The organism is Streptomyces sp. NPDC086989, from assembly GCF_044745505.1.
Taxonomy (GTDB): domain Bacteria; phylum Actinomycetota; class Actinomycetes; order Streptomycetales; family Streptomycetaceae; genus Streptomyces.
The window spans coordinates 90,605-106,378 of the sequence record NZ_JBIVAL010000006.1 but is presented as its reverse complement, the minus strand read 5'-3'; the positions used below and the strand labels follow the sequence as shown (position 1 = coordinate 106,378).

General features: G+C 71.6%; 16 protein-coding genes. 5 read left to right on the top strand and 11 right to left on the bottom strand.

The features are described from left to right. Positions 1 to 57: 57 nt before the first annotated feature. The 7 genes from ACIPK4_RS15990 to ACIPK4_RS15960 are packed head-to-tail and all read right to left on the bottom strand — an operon-like array spanning position 58 to position 7,665. Positions 58 to 2,565: an NADH-quinone oxidoreductase subunit G gene (locus ACIPK4_RS15990; RefSeq protein WP_402313156.1), complete on the bottom strand. Its 2,508-nt coding sequence runs from the start codon at positions 2,563 to 2,565 to the stop codon at positions 58 to 60. Beyond that, positions 2,562 to 3,911, bottom strand: coding sequence for an NADH-quinone oxidoreductase subunit NuoF (gene nuoF / locus ACIPK4_RS15985; RefSeq protein ID WP_107095935.1), 1,350 nt, complete (start codon positions 3,909 to 3,911; stop codon positions 2,562 to 2,564). Before nuoF ends, ACIPK4_RS15990 begins: the two co-directional genes overlap by 4 nt. After that, on the bottom strand, positions 3,908 to 4,672 hold the full coding sequence (nuoE, locus tag ACIPK4_RS15980) for an NADH-quinone oxidoreductase subunit NuoE (RefSeq protein WP_054223342.1): 765 nt from the start codon (positions 4,670 to 4,672) through the stop codon (positions 3,908 to 3,910). The genes nuoF and nuoE overlap by 4 nt, the downstream gene beginning before the upstream one ends. Beyond that, complete coding sequence (locus ACIPK4_RS15975) at positions 4,669 to 6,018, bottom strand: NADH-quinone oxidoreductase subunit D (protein ID WP_054223341.1); 1,350 nt, start codon at positions 6,016 to 6,018, stop codon at positions 4,669 to 4,671. Before ACIPK4_RS15975 ends, nuoE begins: the two co-directional genes overlap by 4 nt. Further along, on the bottom strand, positions 6,018 to 6,740 hold the full coding sequence (locus ACIPK4_RS15970; RefSeq protein WP_402313153.1) for an NADH-quinone oxidoreductase subunit C: 723 nt from the start codon (positions 6,738 to 6,740) through the stop codon (positions 6,018 to 6,020). Before ACIPK4_RS15970 ends, ACIPK4_RS15975 begins: the two co-directional genes overlap by 1 nt. Further along, on the bottom strand, positions 6,737 to 7,291 hold the full coding sequence (locus ACIPK4_RS15965; RefSeq protein WP_030028258.1) for an NADH-quinone oxidoreductase subunit B family protein: 555 nt from the start codon (positions 7,289 to 7,291) through the stop codon (positions 6,737 to 6,739). Before ACIPK4_RS15965 ends, ACIPK4_RS15970 begins: the two co-directional genes overlap by 4 nt. A 14-nt stretch (positions 7,292 to 7,305) precedes the next feature. After that, on the bottom strand, positions 7,306 to 7,665 hold the full coding sequence (locus ACIPK4_RS15960; RefSeq protein ID WP_030028256.1) for an NADH-quinone oxidoreductase subunit A: 360 nt from the start codon (positions 7,663 to 7,665) through the stop codon (positions 7,306 to 7,308). Between the two features lie 792 nt (positions 7,666 to 8,457). Here ACIPK4_RS15960 and ACIPK4_RS15955 point away from each other — a divergent pair. Continuing rightward, the gene (locus ACIPK4_RS15955) at positions 8,458 to 9,291 is read left to right on the top strand and encodes a C40 family peptidase (RefSeq protein ID WP_054223339.1); all 834 of its coding nucleotides are present in this window, start codon (positions 8,458 to 8,460) and stop codon (positions 9,289 to 9,291) included. 204 nt (positions 9,292 to 9,495) lie between these two features. Continuing rightward, positions 9,496 to 9,825, top strand: coding sequence for a hypothetical protein (locus ACIPK4_RS15950; RefSeq protein ID WP_402313150.1), 330 nt, complete (start codon positions 9,496 to 9,498; stop codon positions 9,823 to 9,825). A gap of 9 nt (positions 9,826 to 9,834) precedes the next feature. On the opposite strand, the gene ACIPK4_RS15945 is transcribed toward ACIPK4_RS15950, so the two are convergent. Further along, on the bottom strand, positions 9,835 to 11,118 hold the full coding sequence (locus tag ACIPK4_RS15945) for a geranylgeranyl reductase family protein (RefSeq protein ID WP_054223337.1): 1,284 nt from the start codon (positions 11,116 to 11,118) through the stop codon (positions 9,835 to 9,837). Positions 11,119 to 11,215: 97 nt separating this feature from the next. On the opposite strand from ACIPK4_RS15945, the gene ACIPK4_RS15940 reads away from it, so the two are divergent. After that, positions 11,216 to 11,734 carry a GNAT family N-acetyltransferase gene (locus ACIPK4_RS15940; RefSeq protein WP_054223336.1) on the top strand — a complete coding sequence of 173 codons (519 nt, stop codon included), beginning with the start codon at positions 11,216 to 11,218 and terminating at the stop codon, positions 11,732 to 11,734. 76 nt (positions 11,735 to 11,810) lie between these two features. Here ACIPK4_RS15940 and ACIPK4_RS15935 read toward each other — a convergent pair whose 3' ends face one another. After that, positions 11,811 to 12,722, bottom strand: a complete 912-nt coding sequence (locus tag ACIPK4_RS15935) for a glutaminase (protein WP_054223335.1) — start codon at positions 12,720 to 12,722, stop codon at positions 11,811 to 11,813. A 6-nt stretch (positions 12,723 to 12,728) separates the two neighbouring features. Further along, complete coding sequence (locus tag ACIPK4_RS15930; RefSeq protein ID WP_402313148.1) at positions 12,729 to 13,421, bottom strand: demethylmenaquinone methyltransferase; 693 nt, start codon at positions 13,419 to 13,421, stop codon at positions 12,729 to 12,731. A 252-nt stretch (positions 13,422 to 13,673) separates the two neighbouring features. Here ACIPK4_RS15930 and ACIPK4_RS15925 point away from each other — a divergent pair, with 252 nt between their 5' ends. Then, positions 13,674 to 14,654: a DUF3152 domain-containing protein gene (locus ACIPK4_RS15925; RefSeq protein ID WP_402313146.1), complete on the top strand. Its 981-nt coding sequence runs from the start codon at positions 13,674 to 13,676 to the stop codon at positions 14,652 to 14,654. Positions 14,655 to 14,713: 59 nt separating this feature from the next. Continuing rightward, positions 14,714 to 15,022, top strand: a complete 309-nt coding sequence (locus ACIPK4_RS15920; RefSeq protein WP_402313145.1) for a response regulator transcription factor — start codon at positions 14,714 to 14,716, stop codon at positions 15,020 to 15,022. A 22-nt stretch (positions 15,023 to 15,044) separates the two neighbouring features. On the opposite strand, the gene ACIPK4_RS15915 is transcribed toward ACIPK4_RS15920, so the two are convergent. Then, the gene (locus ACIPK4_RS15915) at positions 15,045 to 15,770 is read right to left on the bottom strand and encodes a helix-turn-helix transcriptional regulator (RefSeq protein WP_402313143.1); all 726 of its coding nucleotides are present in this window, start codon (positions 15,768 to 15,770) and stop codon (positions 15,045 to 15,047) included. Positions 15,771 to 15,774 lie beyond the last annotated feature (4 nt).

Genomic DNA, 15,774 nt, shown 5'->3' with positions numbered 1-15,774 from the left:
CTTCGCCCGGCCGAAGGACATGGGTCGGCGGCGCCGGGTGCCGCGCAGCGCTCGCGTTCACGGCCGCACCTCCGCGTCCCCGCCGGCCGCCGGGCCGGTCCCGGCCGGGCCGATCCGCACGAGGGTGCCCGGGTGGGCCCCGGTGTCGGCGAGGACGCCGTGCCCGGTGGAGTTCAGCGGGAGCCAGACCACGCGGTCGGGCATCTCGGTGATTCGCAGCGGGAGTTCCACGGAGCCGGCCGGGCCGGTCACCGCGAGGGCGTCGCCGTCCTTGACGCCGGTCTCGGCGGCGGTGGCGGCCGAGAGCCGGGCGCTCGCCTCGTGCCGGGTGCCGGCGAGGGCGTCGTCGCCCTCCTGGAGCAGGCCCTGGTCGAGGAGGAGCCGGTGGCCCGCGAGGACGGCCTCGCCCGCGCCGGGGCGGGGCAGCGGCGCGGTGTCCGCGGACTGCTCGGCGGCGCGCTCCCCGGCCCACGGGCCGAGCGCGTCGAGCTCGCGGCGCACGGCGTGCACGTCGGGCAGCGCGATCGGCCGGTCTGCGGCGTCGGCCAGCATGTGCAGCACGCGGGCGTCGGCGGGGGCGAGCCGGCGGGTCATCTGCTCGGGCTTGAGCGCGGCCTCGAACGGCCGGACCCTGCCCTCCCAGTTGATGAACGCGCCCGCCTTCTCGGCGACGGCGGCGACCGGGAAGACCACGTCCGCATGGTCGGTGACCTGGCCGGGCCGCAGTTCCAGGGAGACGACGAAAGCCTCCTGGAGGGCGACGAGCGCCCGTGCGGGATCCGGCAGGTCGGCGATCTCCACGCCCGCGATCAGCAGGGCGGAGAGCTCGCCGCCGGCGGCGGCCTCGACGATCTGGCCGGTGTCGCGGCCGTAGCGGTGCGGGAGTTCGTCCAGCCCCCAGGCGGTGGCGACCTCGTCGCGGGCCCGCGGGTCGGTGGCCGGCCGGGCCCCCGGCAGCAGGGACGGCAGGGCGCCCGCCTCGACGGCGGCCCGCTCCCCGGCCCGGCGCGGGATCCACACCAGCCGTGCGCCGGTCGCGGCTGCGGCCCGTACGGCGGCGGTCAGCGCTCCGGGGACGCCGGCCAGGCGCTCCCCGACGACGATGACCGCGCCGGGCGCGCGCAGCGCGTCGGCGGCCTCGGCCCCGCCGGCCTCCAGTCCGGTCCGGGAGGCCAGGGCGTCGAGCCACTCGGGCTCGGTGCCGGGGGCGGCGGCCAGCAGGGTGCCGCCCGCCTTCTCCAGGCCGCGGGTGGCGAACGGGGCGAGGGCGAAGGTCCGCTGCCTGTGCTTGCGGTGGGCCTTGCGCAGCCGCAGGAAGACGCCGGGGGCCTCCTCCTCGGACTCGATGCCGGCGAGCAGGACGGCGGGCGCCGCCTCCAGCTTCGCGTACGTGACACCGCTGCCGTCGAGGTCCTTGCCGGTGCCGGCCACGGTGGCCGCGAGGAAGTCGGCCTCCTCCGCGCTGTGGATCCGGGCCCGGAAGTCGATGTCGTTGGTGTCGAGGACCACCCGCGCGAACTTGGCGTACGCGTACGCGTCCTCGACGGTGAGCCGCCCGCCGGTCAGGACGCCGGCCCGGCCGCGCGCGGCGGCGAGCCCGGCGGCCGCGGCCTCCAGGGCCTCGGGCCAGCTCGCCGGGGCGAGGACCCCGTCGGTGCCGCGCACCAGCGGGGTGGTGAGCCGGTCCGGGCGCTGCGCGTAGCGGAACCCGAAGCGGCCCTTGTCGCAGATCCACTCCTCGTTGACCTCGGGGTCCTCGGCGGCCATGCGGCGCAGCACCTTGCCGCGGCGGTGGTCGGTCCGGGTCGCGCAGCCGCCCGCGCAGTGCTCGCACACGCTCGGGGAGGAGACGAGGTCGAACGGGCGGGAGCGGAACCGGTACGCCGCCGAGGTGAGGGCGCCGACGGGGCAGATCTGGATGGTGTTGCCGGAGAAGTACGACTCGAAGGGGTCGCCCTCGCCGATGCCGACCTGCTGGAGCGCGCCGCGTTCCAGGAGCTCGATCATCGGGTCGCCGGCGACCTGGGTGGAGAAGCGGGTGCAGCGCGCGCACAGCACGCACCGCTCGCGGTCCAGCAGCACCTGCGTGGAGATGGGGACGGGCTTCTCGTAGGTGCGCTTCCTGCCCTCGAAACGCGAGTCGCTCTGCCCGTGGGACATCGCCTGGTTCTGCAGCGGGCATTCGCCGCCCTTGTCGCAGACCGGGCAGTCCAGCGGGTGGTTGATGAGCAGCAGCTCCATCACGCCGCGCTGTGACTTCTCGGCGACCGGGGAGGTCAGCTGCGTCTTGACGACCATGCCGTCGGTGCAGGTGATGGTGCAGGAGGCCATCGGCTTGCGCTGGCCCTCGACCTCGACGATGCACTGGCGGCAGGCGCCGACCGGGTCGAGGAGGGGGTGGTCGCAGAACCGGGGGATCTCGATGCCGATCTGCTCGGCGGCCCGGATGACCAGGGTGCCCTTGGGCACCGACAGTTCGACGCCGTCGATGGTCAGGGAGATCAGGTCCTCGGGCGGTACGGCGGCCTCTCCGCCACCGGTCGGAGCATGAGTGGTGACGGTCATGCGTTCACCTCCGTGTCAGCCCAGAGGGTCGACTTCCTGGGGTCGAAGGGGCAGCCCCGGCCCGTGATGTGCTGCTCGTACTCCGCGCGGAAGTACTTGAGCGACGAGAAGATGGGGCTGGCGGCGCCGTCGCCGAGCGCGCAGAACGACTTGCCGTTGATGTTGTCGGCGATGTCGTTCAGCTTGTCGAGGTCGGACATGACGCCCTTGCCCGCCTCGATGTCGCGCAGCAGCTGGACCAGCCAGTACGTGCCTTCGCGGCACGGCGTGCACTTGCCGCAGGACTCGTGGGCGTAGAACTCGGTCCAGCGGGTGACGGCCCGCACCACGCAGGTCGTCTCGTCGAAGCACTGGAGCGCCTTGGTGCCGAGCATGGAGCCCGCGGCGCCGACGCCCTCGTAGTCCAGCGGGACGTCCAGGTGCTCGTCCGTGAACATCGGGGTGGAGGAGCCGCCCGGGGTCCAGAACTTCAGCCGGTGTCCGGGGCGCATCCCGCCGCTCATGTCGAGCAGCTGGCGCAGGGTGATCCCGAGAGGGGCCTCGTACTGGCCGGGGCCCGCGACGTGACCGGAGAGCGAGTACAGGGTGAAGCCGGGGGACTTCTCGGTCCCCATCGCCTTGAACCAGTCCTTGCCCTTGTTCAGGATCGCGGGAACCGAAGCGATGGATTCGACGTTGTTGACGACAGTGGGGCACGCGTAGAGCCCCTCGACGGCGGGGAAGGGAGGACGCAGCCGGGGCTGACCGCGCCGGCCTTCGAGGGAGTCGAGGAGTGCCGTCTCCTCACCGCAGATGTACGCGCCCGCGCCCGCGTGGACCGTGATGTCGAGCTTCAGTCCGCTCCCGAGGATGTCCTCCCCGAGGTAGCCGGCCTCGTACGCCTCGCGCACCGCCTCGTGCAGGCGCCGCAGCACCGGCACGACCTCGCCGCGCAGGTAGATGAAGGCGTGCTCCGACCGGATCGCGTAGCAGGCGATGATCATTCCCTCGATGAGGGAATGCGGGTTGGCGAAGAGGAGGGGGATGTCCTTGCAGGTTCCCGGCTCCGACTCGTCCGCGTTGACGACGAGGTAGTGCGGCTTTCCGTCGCCCTGCGGGATGAACTGCCACTTCATTCCGGTGGGGAAGCCCGCGCCGCCGCGGCCGCGCAGACCTGAGTCCTTCACGTACGCGATGAGGTCGTCCGGGGTCATGGCGAGCGCCTTGCGCAGGCCCTCGTACCCCTCGTGGCGCCGGTAGGTCTCCAGCGTCCACGACTGCGGCTCGTCCCAGAAGGCCGACAGCACGGGTGCCAGCAGCTTCTCCGGGGCGCCGTTCTCGTGCATTTCGGCGGTCACCGTCATCACTCCCCCTCCTCGGTGGAAGCCGCAGCCTCACCACGCGGGTGCACGACCTTGCCGAGCTGCGGGGTCTCGCCGCGCGCGATGCGCAGGCCGATCAGGGACGCGGGGCCGGCGCCGCCGCTCGCCTCGACCGCGCCCTCGCGTTCGTCCGGGAAGCCGGCCAGGATCCGGGCGGTCTCCTTGTACGTGCACAGCGGCGCGCCCCGGGTCGGCGCGACGGGCCGGCCGGCGATCAGGTCGTCGACCATGGCCTTGGCGGATTCGGGGGTCTGGTTGTCGAAGAACTCCCAGTTGACCATCACCACGGGGGCGTAGTCGCAGGCCGCGTTGCACTCGATGTGCTCCAGCGTCACCTTGCCGTCGGGGGTGGTCTCGTTGTTGCCGACCCCGAGGTGCGCCTTGAGCTCATCGAAGATCGCGTCGCCGCCCATGACCGCGCACAGGGTGTTCGTGCACACGCCGACCTGGTAGTCGCCCGAGGCCTTGCGCCGGTACATCGTGTAGAAGGTGGCGACGGCGGTGACCTCGGCGGTGGTCAGGCCCAGCACCTCGGCGCAGAACCGGATGCCGGTGCGCGAGACGAAGCCCTCCTCGGCCTGCGTCAGGTGCAGCAGCGGCAGCAGCGCGGAGCGGCTGTCGGGGTAGCGGGCGATGACGTCCTTCGCGTCCGCTTCGAGCCGGGCGCGCACGTCGGCCGGGAAGTCGGGGGCCGGAAGCTGGGGCATGCCCAGACCCACCCCTTGACCGGTCGGATTGGCTGTCATCGGTCGACGCCTCCCATCACGGGGTCGATGGAGGCGACGGCGACGATGACGTCGGCGACCTGGCCGCCCTCGCACATCGCGGCCATGGCCTGCAGGTTGGTGAAGGACGGGTCGCGGAAGTGGACCCGGTAGGGGCGGGTGCCGCCGTCGGAGACGACGTGCACGCCGAGCTCGCCCTTGGGCGACTCGACGGCCGCGTAGGCCTGCCCGGCCGGTACCCGGAAGCCCTCGGTCACCAGCTTGAAGTGGTGGATGAGGGCCTCCATGGAGGTGCCCATGATGTTCTTGATGTGGTCGAGCGAGTTGCCGAGGCCGTCCGGGCCCATCGCGAGCTGGGCCGGCCAGGCGATCTTCTTGTCGGCGACCATGACCGGGCCGGGCTCCAGCCGCTCCAGGCACTGCTCGACGATCCGCAGGGACTGGCGCATCTCCTCCAGGCGGATCAGGAACCGCCCGTACGAGTCGCAGCTCTCGGTGGTCGGCACGTCGAACTCGTAGGTCTCGTAGCCGCAGTACGGGTCCGCCTTGCGCAGGTCGTGCGGCAGGCCGGCGGAGCGCAGGATGGGGCCGGTGGCGCCCAGCGCCATGCAGCCGGTGAGGTCGAGGTAGCCGACGTCCTGCATGCGGGCCTTGAAGATGGGGTTGCCGGTGGCGAGCTTGTCGTACTCCGGCAGGTTCTTCTTCATGGTCTTGAGGAAGTCGCGCAGCTGGTCCACGGCGCCCGGGGGCAGGTCCTGGGCGAGGCCGCCGGGGCGGACGAACGCGTGGTTCATGCGCAGGCCGGTGATCAGCTCGAAGATGTCGAGGATCAGCTCGCGGTCCCGGAAGCCGTAGATCATGATCGTGGTCGCGCCCAGCTCCATGCCGCCGGTGGCGATGCACACCAGGTGGGAGGAGAGCCGGTTGAGCTCCATCAGCAGGACGCGGATGACCGTGGCGCGGTCCGGGATCTGGTCGGTGATGCCGAGCAGCTTCTCGACGCCGAGGCAGTACGCCGTCTCGTTGAAGAAGGGCGTCAGGTAGTCCATGCGCGTCACGAAGGTGGTGCCCTGCGTCCAGTTCCGGAATTCGAGGTTCTTCTCGATGCCGGTGTGCAGGTAGCCGATGCCGCAGCGGGCTTCGGTGACCGTCTCGCCGTCGATCTCCAGGATCAGGCGGAGCACGCCGTGCGTGGACGGGTGCTGCGGGCCCATGTTGACGACGATCCGCTCGTCGTCGGCCTTGGCCGCGGACTGGACGATCTCGTCCCAGTCCCCGCCGGTGACGGTGTAGACGGTGCCCTCGGTGGTCTCCCGGGAGGCCGCGGGGTTCGAGGAGGCGTGGGACGATGCGTTCTGGGCGTTCATCAGCTGTACGACCTCCGCTGGTCGGGAGCCGGGATCTGGGCACCCTTGTACTCGACGGGGATGCCGCCGAGCGGGTAGTCCTTGCGCTGCGGGAAGCCCTGCCAGTCGTCCGGCATCATGATCCGGGTGAGGGCCGGGTGCCCGTCGAAGACCAGACCGAAGAAGTCGTACGTCTCGCGCTCGTGCCAGTCGTTCGTCGGGTAGACGGAGACGAGCGACGGGACGTGCGGGTCGGCGTCGGGGACCGACACCTCCAGGCGCAGCACGCGGCCGTGGGTGATCGAGCGCAGGTGGTAGACGGCGTGCAGCTCGCGGCTCTTGTCGTCGGGGAAGTGCACCCCCGAGACGCCGGTGCAGAGCTCGAAGCGCAGGGCGGGGTCGTCGCGCAGGGTGGAGGCCACCCGCAGCAGGTGCTCGCGCGCGACGTGGAGCGTCAGCTCGCCCCGGTCGACGACGACCTTCTCGATCGCGTTCTCGGGGAGCAGGTCCTGCTCCTCCAGCGCCCCTTCGAGTTCGTCGACGACCTCGTCGAAGTAGGAGCCGTACGGGCGCCGGCTCGCGCCGGGCATCGCGACCGTGCGGACGAGGCCGCCGTAGCCGCTGGTGTCGCCACCGCCCCGCGCTCCGAACATGCCCTTGCGGACGCCGATCACCTCGGGGCCGCCGGCGGAGTCCCTGGGGGCAGGAACGTTGTTCCCGTTGTCTGGGGAGGTCTCGCTCACCGGAGGAGCCCCTTCATCTCGATGGTGGGGAGGGCCTTGAGGGCCGCCGCCTCCGCCTCGCGCGCCGCCTCTTCCCGGTTCACGCCGAGCTTTCCGCCCTGGATCTTCTGGTGGAGCTTGAGGATCGCGTCCATCAGCATCTCGGGGCGGGGCGGGCAGCCGGGCAGATAGATGTCCACCGGGACGATGTGGTCGACGCCCTGGACAATCGCGTAGTTATTGAACATTCCGCCCGATGATGCGCAAACCCCCATGGAGATGACCCATTTGGGAGCGGGCATCTGGTCGTACACCTGCCGCAGCACCGGCGCCATCTTCTGGCTGACCCGCCCGGCCACGATCATCAGATCGGCCTGGCGCGGTGAGCCTCGGAAGACCTCCATGCCGAAGCGGGCCAGGTCGTACCGGCCCGCTCCGGTGGTCATCATCTCGATGGCGCAGCAGGCCAGGCCGAAGGTCGCGGGGAAGACGGATGACTTGCGCACCCAGCCCGCGGCCTGTTCGACGGTGGTCAGCAGGAAGCCGCTCGGCAGCTTCTCTTCCAGTCCCATGGGAATTCAGCCCCTCAGTCCCATTCCAGGCCGCCGCGGCGCCACACGTAGGCGTAGGCGACGAAGACGGTGAGCACGAAGAGCAGCATCTCGACGAGCCCGAAGATCCCCAGGGAGTCGAAGGTGACCGCCCAGGGGTAGAGGAAGACAACTTCGATGTCGAAGACGATGAAGAGCATCGCCGTCAGGTAGTACTTGATGGGGAAGCGACCGCCGCCGGCCGGCGTGGGCGTCGGCTCGATGCCGCACTCGTACGCCTCGAGCTTCGCCCGGTTGTACCGTTTCGGGCCGATCAGCGTGGCCATGACCACGGAGAAGATCGCAAACCCTGCGCCGAGGGCTCCGAGCACGAGGATGGGCGCGTACGCATTCACGCTCCTCAGCTCCTTCCAGTCGTCCTTGACCGTTGGACCGCCGTGCCGGCACCGAGCGAGCCGCCCCGCGAAGATCGCCCAACTTCGAGAGATCGCATGTGAGGCAGTTCACAAGCCGGACTGCTGCGCATCTTATGCCCGGCGGTCTGTGATCTGCGACACGGGTAACAACAACGAGTTTGTGATCTCCACCACCTGACGAACGATCATGAAGTCCGATGAGCCGTGATCTTCATACGCGAAGCATCCACATGATCACCAAAGGTGACATCCGACCCTGTTACCGCAGGTAGAAGGCGGATGGCACTATCAAACGATGTCGGGTGCAGGCAAATTTGCGGGATCAAGGCTTGCACGGTAAAGGGAATCGCCGTCGCCCGGTCGGGGGAGGTCCCGCGGACGGGAGTGGACGGGGATGAACGGGAGCGGGCGGGGAAGGGGATGCGTGCACGCGTTCACGAGCGCCGGCCTCCGGCCGCACGCCAAGTTCACGGCGAGGTCACGGGCGGAGCACAGCGCCCTCACAGCGAGACGTTCCTGTGACCTGCGCCACATCGAATTCACGCCTCCGAAAGAGGGCTTGGCCATCTGTGCGCCGGGATGGTAGTCCGTGGATCATTTCGGACTAATTACTGAAACCCCTTGATCACAGCCTTGTGAGGGCGTGTCCGATTCGCCCGTTACGGCGTCAATAAGACGCGCGGCGCGCCCGGTTAGCTCACTTTCCGCGCAACTGTGGCGCAGACCACGTTTCTTGAAGGGAACCCGGACCCCCTGATAGCGGTTGTCCTCATGTCCCACACCGCTCACATACCCAGCCACCGGAAGCCCCGCCGCTCCGCCTCGAAGCTCGCGGTCCGCGCCGGAGTTGCCGGTGGCGTCCTCAGCACCCTGGCGATGGCCGGCACGGCGAGCGCGTCCCCGTCCGAGCCCGTGACCGAGACGACGCTCGAAATGCCGGTCCTGAACCTGGACCTGGCCGCCGAGGTCTCCTCCGCCGTCACCACCGCCGCCGAGAACACGGCCGCCGCCGCCGTCACCGGCGAACTGCGCACTCAGGAGGAGCAGGCCCGCACGGGCGCTGCCGCCGAGGCGAAGAAGGCCAAGGAAGACGCCGAGAAGGCCGACGCCGAGAAGAAGGCGAAGGACGAGGCGGACCGCAAGGCCGCTGCCGAGCGCGCCACCCGCGGCTCCGACCGCACCTCGCTGAAGAGCACCTCCGCCGCCGCGTCCGACGAGCTGGGCTCGGGCACCGTCACCGCCCCGGCGACCGGCTCCGCCGCCGCCATCGTCAACTTCGCCCGTGCGCAGGTCGGCAAGGCCTACATCAGCGGCGCCACCGGCCCCTCCGCGTACGACTGCTCCGGCCTCGTCCAGGCGGCCTACCGCCAGGCCGGGATCTCCCTGCCGCGCGTGTCCCAGGACCAGTCCGCGCGGGGCAGCTCCGTCTCCCTGAGCGCCCTGCAGCCGGGCGACGTCCTGTACTGGGGCTCCCGCGGCAGCGCCTACCACGTCGCCATCTACGTCGGCGGCGGCAAGTTCGTGGGCGCCCAGAACTCCAGCACGGGCATCGTCGAGCGCTCGCTGAGCTACGACCCGCCGACGGGCGCCGTCCGCATCCTCTGAGGCTCCCAGGGGCCTCTGAGCCCCTCTCAGCACGGCCCGAGGGCCGGCACTCCCCCCCTCCCCCCGCTACCGCCGGGAGGTGCCCCCAGGGGCCGGAGTGCCGGCCCTTCGCGCTGGAACGGGCTCGGCGTACCGCTCCCGCCGGGTCCCTGAGAAGATGGCGGGACACGGTGTCCGATGCAGTCCGGGAGGTGGAGGACCGTGATGGCCGACGCGTACGAGGAGCACGGCTCCGGCGGTCCGACCGCCGGCCCCGGTGTCGACCCCACCGCCGCACCCGCCGCCATCGGGCTGTTCCTGCTCGCCGTCGGCGGCTGGCTGTTGAACACCGCCCGGCCGTGGCACAAACCCGGACATCCCGTCATTCTGGGGCTCGGCTGGGCCGTTGCGGTCGGCCTGCTGCTGTGCGGCACTGTCCTGCTGGCCCGCTGCGTCCGCGCCGTCCACGGCGCCGAGGAGTCCGCGTCGTACGCAGGCCCCGCAAGCGCCGAAACGGGCCGAACCGGCAAAAAGCCGACTCGACCCGCTCCCTGACGTCGGCCGTCAGGCCTTCGGGGCCACCTTGGAGAGGCCGTTGATGATGCGGTCCATCGCGTCGCCGCCCGCCGGGTCGGTCAGGTTGGCCAGCATCTTCAGCGTGAAGCGCATCAGCACCGGGTGCGTCAGGCCGCGCTGGGTGGCGACCTTCATCACCTTCGGGTTGCCGATCAGCTTCACGAACGCGCGGCCCAGCGAGTAGTAGCCGCCGTAGGTCTCCTTGAGCACCTTCGGGTAGCTGTGCAGGGCCAGCTCGCGCTGCGCCGGGGTGGCCCGGGCGTGGGCCTGCACGATGACGTCGGCCGCGATCTGGCCGGACTCCATCGCATAGGCGATGCCCTCCCCGTTGAACGGGTTGACGAGGCCGCCCGCGTCACCGACCAGCAGCAGGCCCTTGGTGTAGTGCGGCTGCCGGTTGAACGCCATCGGCAGGGCCGCGCCGCGGATGGGCTGCGTCATGTTCTCGGGGGTGTACCCCCAGTCCTCCGGCATGGACGCGCACCAGGCCTTGAGGACCTCGCGCCAGTCCAGCTCCCGGAAGGCGGAGGAGGAGTTGAGGATGCCGAGGCCTACGTTGGACGTGCCGTCGCCCATGCCGAAGATCCAGCCGTAGCCGGGCAGCAGCCGGTCCTGGGGGCCGCGCCGGTCCCACAGTTCCAGCCAGGACTCCAGGTAGTCGTCGTCGTGGCGCGGGGACGTGAAGTACGTCCGCACGGCCACGCCCATCGGCCGGTCCTCGCGCCGGTGCAGGCCCATCGCCAGCGAGAGGCGGGAGGAGTTGCCGTCGGCGGCGACGACGAGCGGCGCGTGGAAGGTGACCGGGGTCTTCTCCTCGCCGAGCTTGGCCTGCACGCCCGTGATGTGGCCCGTGCGCGGGTCCCGGACGGGCTCGCCGACGTTGCAGCGCTCGTACAGGCGGGCGCCGGCCTTCTGGGCCTGGCGGGCCAGGGTCTCGTCGAAGTCGTCGCGCTTGCGGACGAGTCCGTAGTCCGGGAAGGAGGCGAGTTCCGGCCAGTCCAGCTGGAGCCGCTGGCCGCCGCCGATGATCCGCAGGCCCTTGTTGCGGAGCCACCCGGCCTCTTCGGAGATGTCGATGCCCATCGCCACGAGCTGCTTGGTCGCACGCGGGGTCAGACCGTCACCGCAGACCTTCTCGCGCGGGAACGCCGTCTTCTCCAGCAGCAGGACGTCCAGTCCCGCCTTGGCGAGGTAGTAGGCGGTGGTCGAGCCGGCGGGTCCGGCCCCGACGACGATCACATCCGCGGAGTGTTCGGAGAGGGGCTCGGTCACTGCGGGGTCTCCCGAAGGCTCGATAAAGGGTGCCCAACGGCACAGGACATGTGCAGTCTATGCAGCGAGAGAGATCACGAACCCGAAGGGCTGCCCGATGACCACCTCGCTCCCTGCCGTAGAGCTGCGCGTGCCCACCCACGAGGATGCGCGGGCCTGGCACGGGGTCTTCGACGACCCCGACGTGATGGAGTTCCTCGGCGGTCCCGCCGAGCTGTCCCTGTACGAGGAGTTCACCGCGCGGCAGCGGATGCACGACGCACAGCTCGGCTACTGCCTGTGGACGCTGCTGGACGAGCAGGGCGCGGTGATCGGCTTCACCGGTGCGCAGCCGTGGCCGCAGGAGAAGGCGTGGGGCCCGGTCGGTGAGACAGAGATCGGCTGGCGCCTGGCCCGCTCCGCGTGGGGCCGGGGGTACGCGTACGCCGCGGCGCTGGCCACGCTGGAGCGGGTGCGTGCGGCGGGGGTGCCGCGCGTGGTGGCGATGATCAACGACGAGAACCTGCGCTCGATCGCGGTCGCGGAACGCCTGGGCATGACCCTGGCCGACCGCTTCCTCCTCCCGAACGGCCACTCCTACGGCCGCCGCTACGAACTCACCCTCCAGGCCGGGTGACCCGGGCGGGGCCGGCCGCCCGGCCCCCCGCCCCGCGCCGGGCCAGCACGGGGCCCGCACGGCGCCCGGGCCGCCCCTAGAAGACGGAAAGCCCCGTCAGGGTGGTGAAGCGGTCCAGGGCGGCGGCCGCGGCCACCGAGTTGCCGTGGGGGTCCAGGCCCGGGCTCCACGCGGCCAGCGTGCAGCGGCCCGGGACGACCGCCACGATCCCGCCGCCCACGCCGCTCTTGCCCGGCAGGCCCACCCGGTAGGCGAACTCCCCGGCCGCGTCGTACGTCCCGCAGGTCAGCATCACCGCGTTGACCTGCTTCGCCTCGCTGCGGGTGAGGAGCCGCGAGCCGTCCGCCCGCAGCCCGTGCCGGGCCAGGAACCGCGCGGCGCGCGCCAGGTCGGCGCAGCTCATCTCGATCGAGCACTGCCAGAAGTAGTGGTCGAGCAGCGCCGGCACGGGGTTGTCGATGTTCCCGTACGAGGCCATGAAGTGCGCGAGCGCGGCGTTGCGGTCGCCGTGCTCGCTCTCGGACGCGGCGACCTCCGCGTCGAACCCGAGGTCCGGGTTGCCACTCTCCTGCCGCAGGAACTCCAGGAGCTCGCTGCTCGCGTCGCCCGTCAGCGTCTGCAGCCGGTCGGTGACGACGAGCGCCCCCGCGTTGATGAACGGATTGCGTGGAATGCCGTTCTCGTACTCCAGCTGCACCAGGGAGTTGAACGGGTTGCCGGACGGCTCCCGCCCCACCCTCTCCCACAGGCTGTCGCCGCCCTCGGCCAACGCCAGGGCCAGGGCGAACACCTTGGTGATGGACTGCGCGGAGAACGGGACCCGCCAGTCCCCCACCCCGTACACGTTGCCTTCGAGATCGGCGAGGGCCATCCCGAACTGCCCGGCGTCCACGGACGCCAGCGCCGGGATGTACTCGGCGGGCGTGCCGCTGCCCACCAGGGGGGCGACGTCCGCAGCGATCCGCTCCAGGAGCTCCTGGTACTCCACCGGTCCTTACGCCTTGAAGCCGCGGTGCAGCGTGACGATGCCGCCGCTCAGGTTGCGCCAGGCGACCTTGGACCAGCCGGCCTTCTGCAGCAGCGCGGCCAGCGCCGGCTGGTCGGGCCACTCGCGGATCGACTCGGCGAGGTACACGTACGCGTCGGGGTTGGAGGACACGGCGCGGGCCACCGGCGGCAGGGCGCGCATCAGGTACTCCGTGTACACCGTCCGGAACGGCGCCCAGGTGGGCTGCGAGAACTCGCAGATGACGACCTGCCCGCCGGGCTTGGTCACCCGGTGCAGCTCGCGCAGCGCGGCGTCGGTGTCCTGGACGTTGCGCAGGCCGAAGGAGATCGTCACCGTGTCGAAGACGTCGTCCCTGAACGGCAGCCTGGTCGCGTCACCCGCGGTCAGCGGCAGCCAGCCGTGGCGCTTCTTGCCCTCGCGGAGCATGCCCAGGGAGAAGTCGCAGGGGACGACGTACGCGCCGGTCGCGGCGAACGGCAGCGAGGAGGTCGCGGTTCCGGCGGCGAGGTCCAGCACCTTGTGCCCGGGGCGCGCACCGACCGCCTTGGCGACCTCCTTGCGCCACAGGCGGGACTGCCCGAGGGAGAGGACGTCGTTGGTGAGGTCGTAGTTCGCCGCCACACCGTCGAACATGGAGGCGACTTCGTGCGGCTGCTTGTCCAGGGAAGCCCTTGTCACTGGCGTTCGCCCCTCGGTGTGCGATGCGGATCGGCGGTCAACGGAAACCATCCTCTCAGGCCCGGTCCGCCCTCCGGTCCGGGCCCCACGGACCGGGCCGCCCGGCCCGCTCACCCGGCGGAGCGGCCGCGGTACGGCGGGACAACTGGCCCGATGGACAGTTACGCGGGGCACGCGCGTCCGCGTTGACTGGCCGAAACGGTCCGACAAGGGCCGCCGAAACACGATATTCCCGAACAAAGGGCTCCATGTATGCCGGCAGGCCATCCCACCGGTCGAGACCGTTCCACCGGCCGAAGCTCCGGCCGCGGCTCCAGTCGCGGTGCGAGCAGCGCTGCGAGCAGCGGTGCGAGCAGCGGTGCCGGCCTCGGCCCCCGCGCCCGGCGCCGGGCCGAGCGGCGCAAGCGGCTGCACCGCACGCTCCTCGGCTCGGCCGCGCTGGTCGCCCTCGCGGCGACCGCGTACGCGGTCGTGCCGCTGGACGACGCCGAGACCGTCTCCGACAGCGTGGCTGCGCCGGCCGCCCCGCCGCCCGTGCAGGATCCCGTCGCCGCGCCCTCACCGTCGGGTTCCTCCGGGTCCCCCGAGGCCGGCAAGCCCTCCGAGGCGGCGCAGAAGCCGCAGCCCCCGGAGACCAGGCCGGGCGGCGGGTCCGGTTCCGCGGTACCGCAGTCCGGGCCGGGGGTGTTCTCGGCGTCCTCCCGGTCGGGGCAGCCGCAGGGCAGGGGGCCCGCCCGCAGGTGGCGGATCGAGGTCGAGGACGGCAGCGGGGTCGACGCGAACACCGCCGCCCAGTCGGTGGAGAAGATCCTCGGGGACCCGCGCGGCTGGATCAACGACCCGGCGTACGGGTTCCAGCTCGTCGGCGCCGGCCAGCCGGTGGACTTCACGGTGAAGATCGCCACACCCAGGACCACCGACCGGCTGTGCGAGGTGGTCACCCCCGAGCTCATCGGCGAGACGAACTGCCGGGCCGGCCACACGGTGGTGGTGAACCTCAAGCGCTGGCTGGAGGGATCACCGCAGTTCAAGGGGGCCGTGGAGGAGTACCGGGCGCTGATCGTCAACCACGAGGTGGGCCACGAGATAGGCCGCGACCACGAGACCTGTCCGGGCCCCGGAAAGCCCGCTCCCGCGATGATGCAGCAGATCAAGGGACTGCTCGGCTGCGTGGCCAACGCCTGGCCGTTCGACGGAAATGGAACCTACCTGTCAGGACCACCCGTCCCTTAGGGCACAGGCAGAGCCGATGCGTCGACCATCGCACCGGCCGGGGGCGAGGAGTGGAATCCATGCGTGTCGTCAGCTTCAGCGTCCCCGCCTGGTTCCCGCCCCGCACGGGGGAGGAGGTGCGGCGGGAGGTCCAGCTCACCGAACAGGAGTCGACGGTGTTCCTGTGCCTGGCGACCGGCGCCTCGAACGCGGAACTCGCCGGGGAGCTGCAACTGTCCGTCAGCACGGTCAAGTTCCACGTCCACAACATAAGAGCGAAGCTGGGCGGCATCAGCCGCCTCCAGGCCTGCCTCCTGGCCGCCCTGGCCCGCGAGCGCGTCCCCGGCCCGAAGACCGCGCACGCCCTCGACGCCCGCCGGAGCGCCTAGGAGTGTCGTCCCGGGACAGCCCTCAGGGCGTGTCCCTGGCCGGCGGGGAAGCCGGCGCGAGGGGCTGCACCGCGGCCGCGGCGACCGAGCCGCGCAGCAGTTCCGTCAGCTCGCGGGGGTGCGCCTGCTCGCCGGTGGGGGCCGCCGCCGCGATCCGGTCCAGCCGGAAGCCCCGGCCGGACCGCCGGGCGCGGCACCAGGCGATGAGGTACCAGTGGCCGCCGGCGGTGAGCAGCCCGGCCGGCTCCACCACGCGTTCGGATGCGCGTCCTGCCGCGTCGACGTACCGCAGGCCCAGCACCAGGTTGCCCGCGACGGCCCGCTCCACCGCCGCGCGGACCGCGGAGGGGGCCGGCGCCGGGAGGGCGACGATCCGGGCCGCCAGGGTCCGGGCCGCCGCGGAGGCGGGACCCGTCATCGACGCCGTGAGCTTCTGGTGGGCCGTGCGGGCGGCACCGGCGTAGGGGGCGCCGGCGCCGGCCGCGGCGAGCGCGGCGGTCAGCGCGGCGGCCTCCTCGGCCGTGAAGTGGACGGGGGGCAGGGTCATCGCCGGGTCGATCGTCCAGCCGCCGCCGCGCCCGGGGGTGGTGCGCACCGGGACGCCGGACTCCATCAGCGCCTGGAGGTCGCGCTGCGCCGTGCGCGTGCTGACCTCGAAGCGTGCGGCGAGCGCGGCGACCGTGACCGGTCGCGGCGCGTTCGCGCGCAGCTCTTCCACCAGTGCATAGAGCCGAGTCGTGCGGTTCACGGGG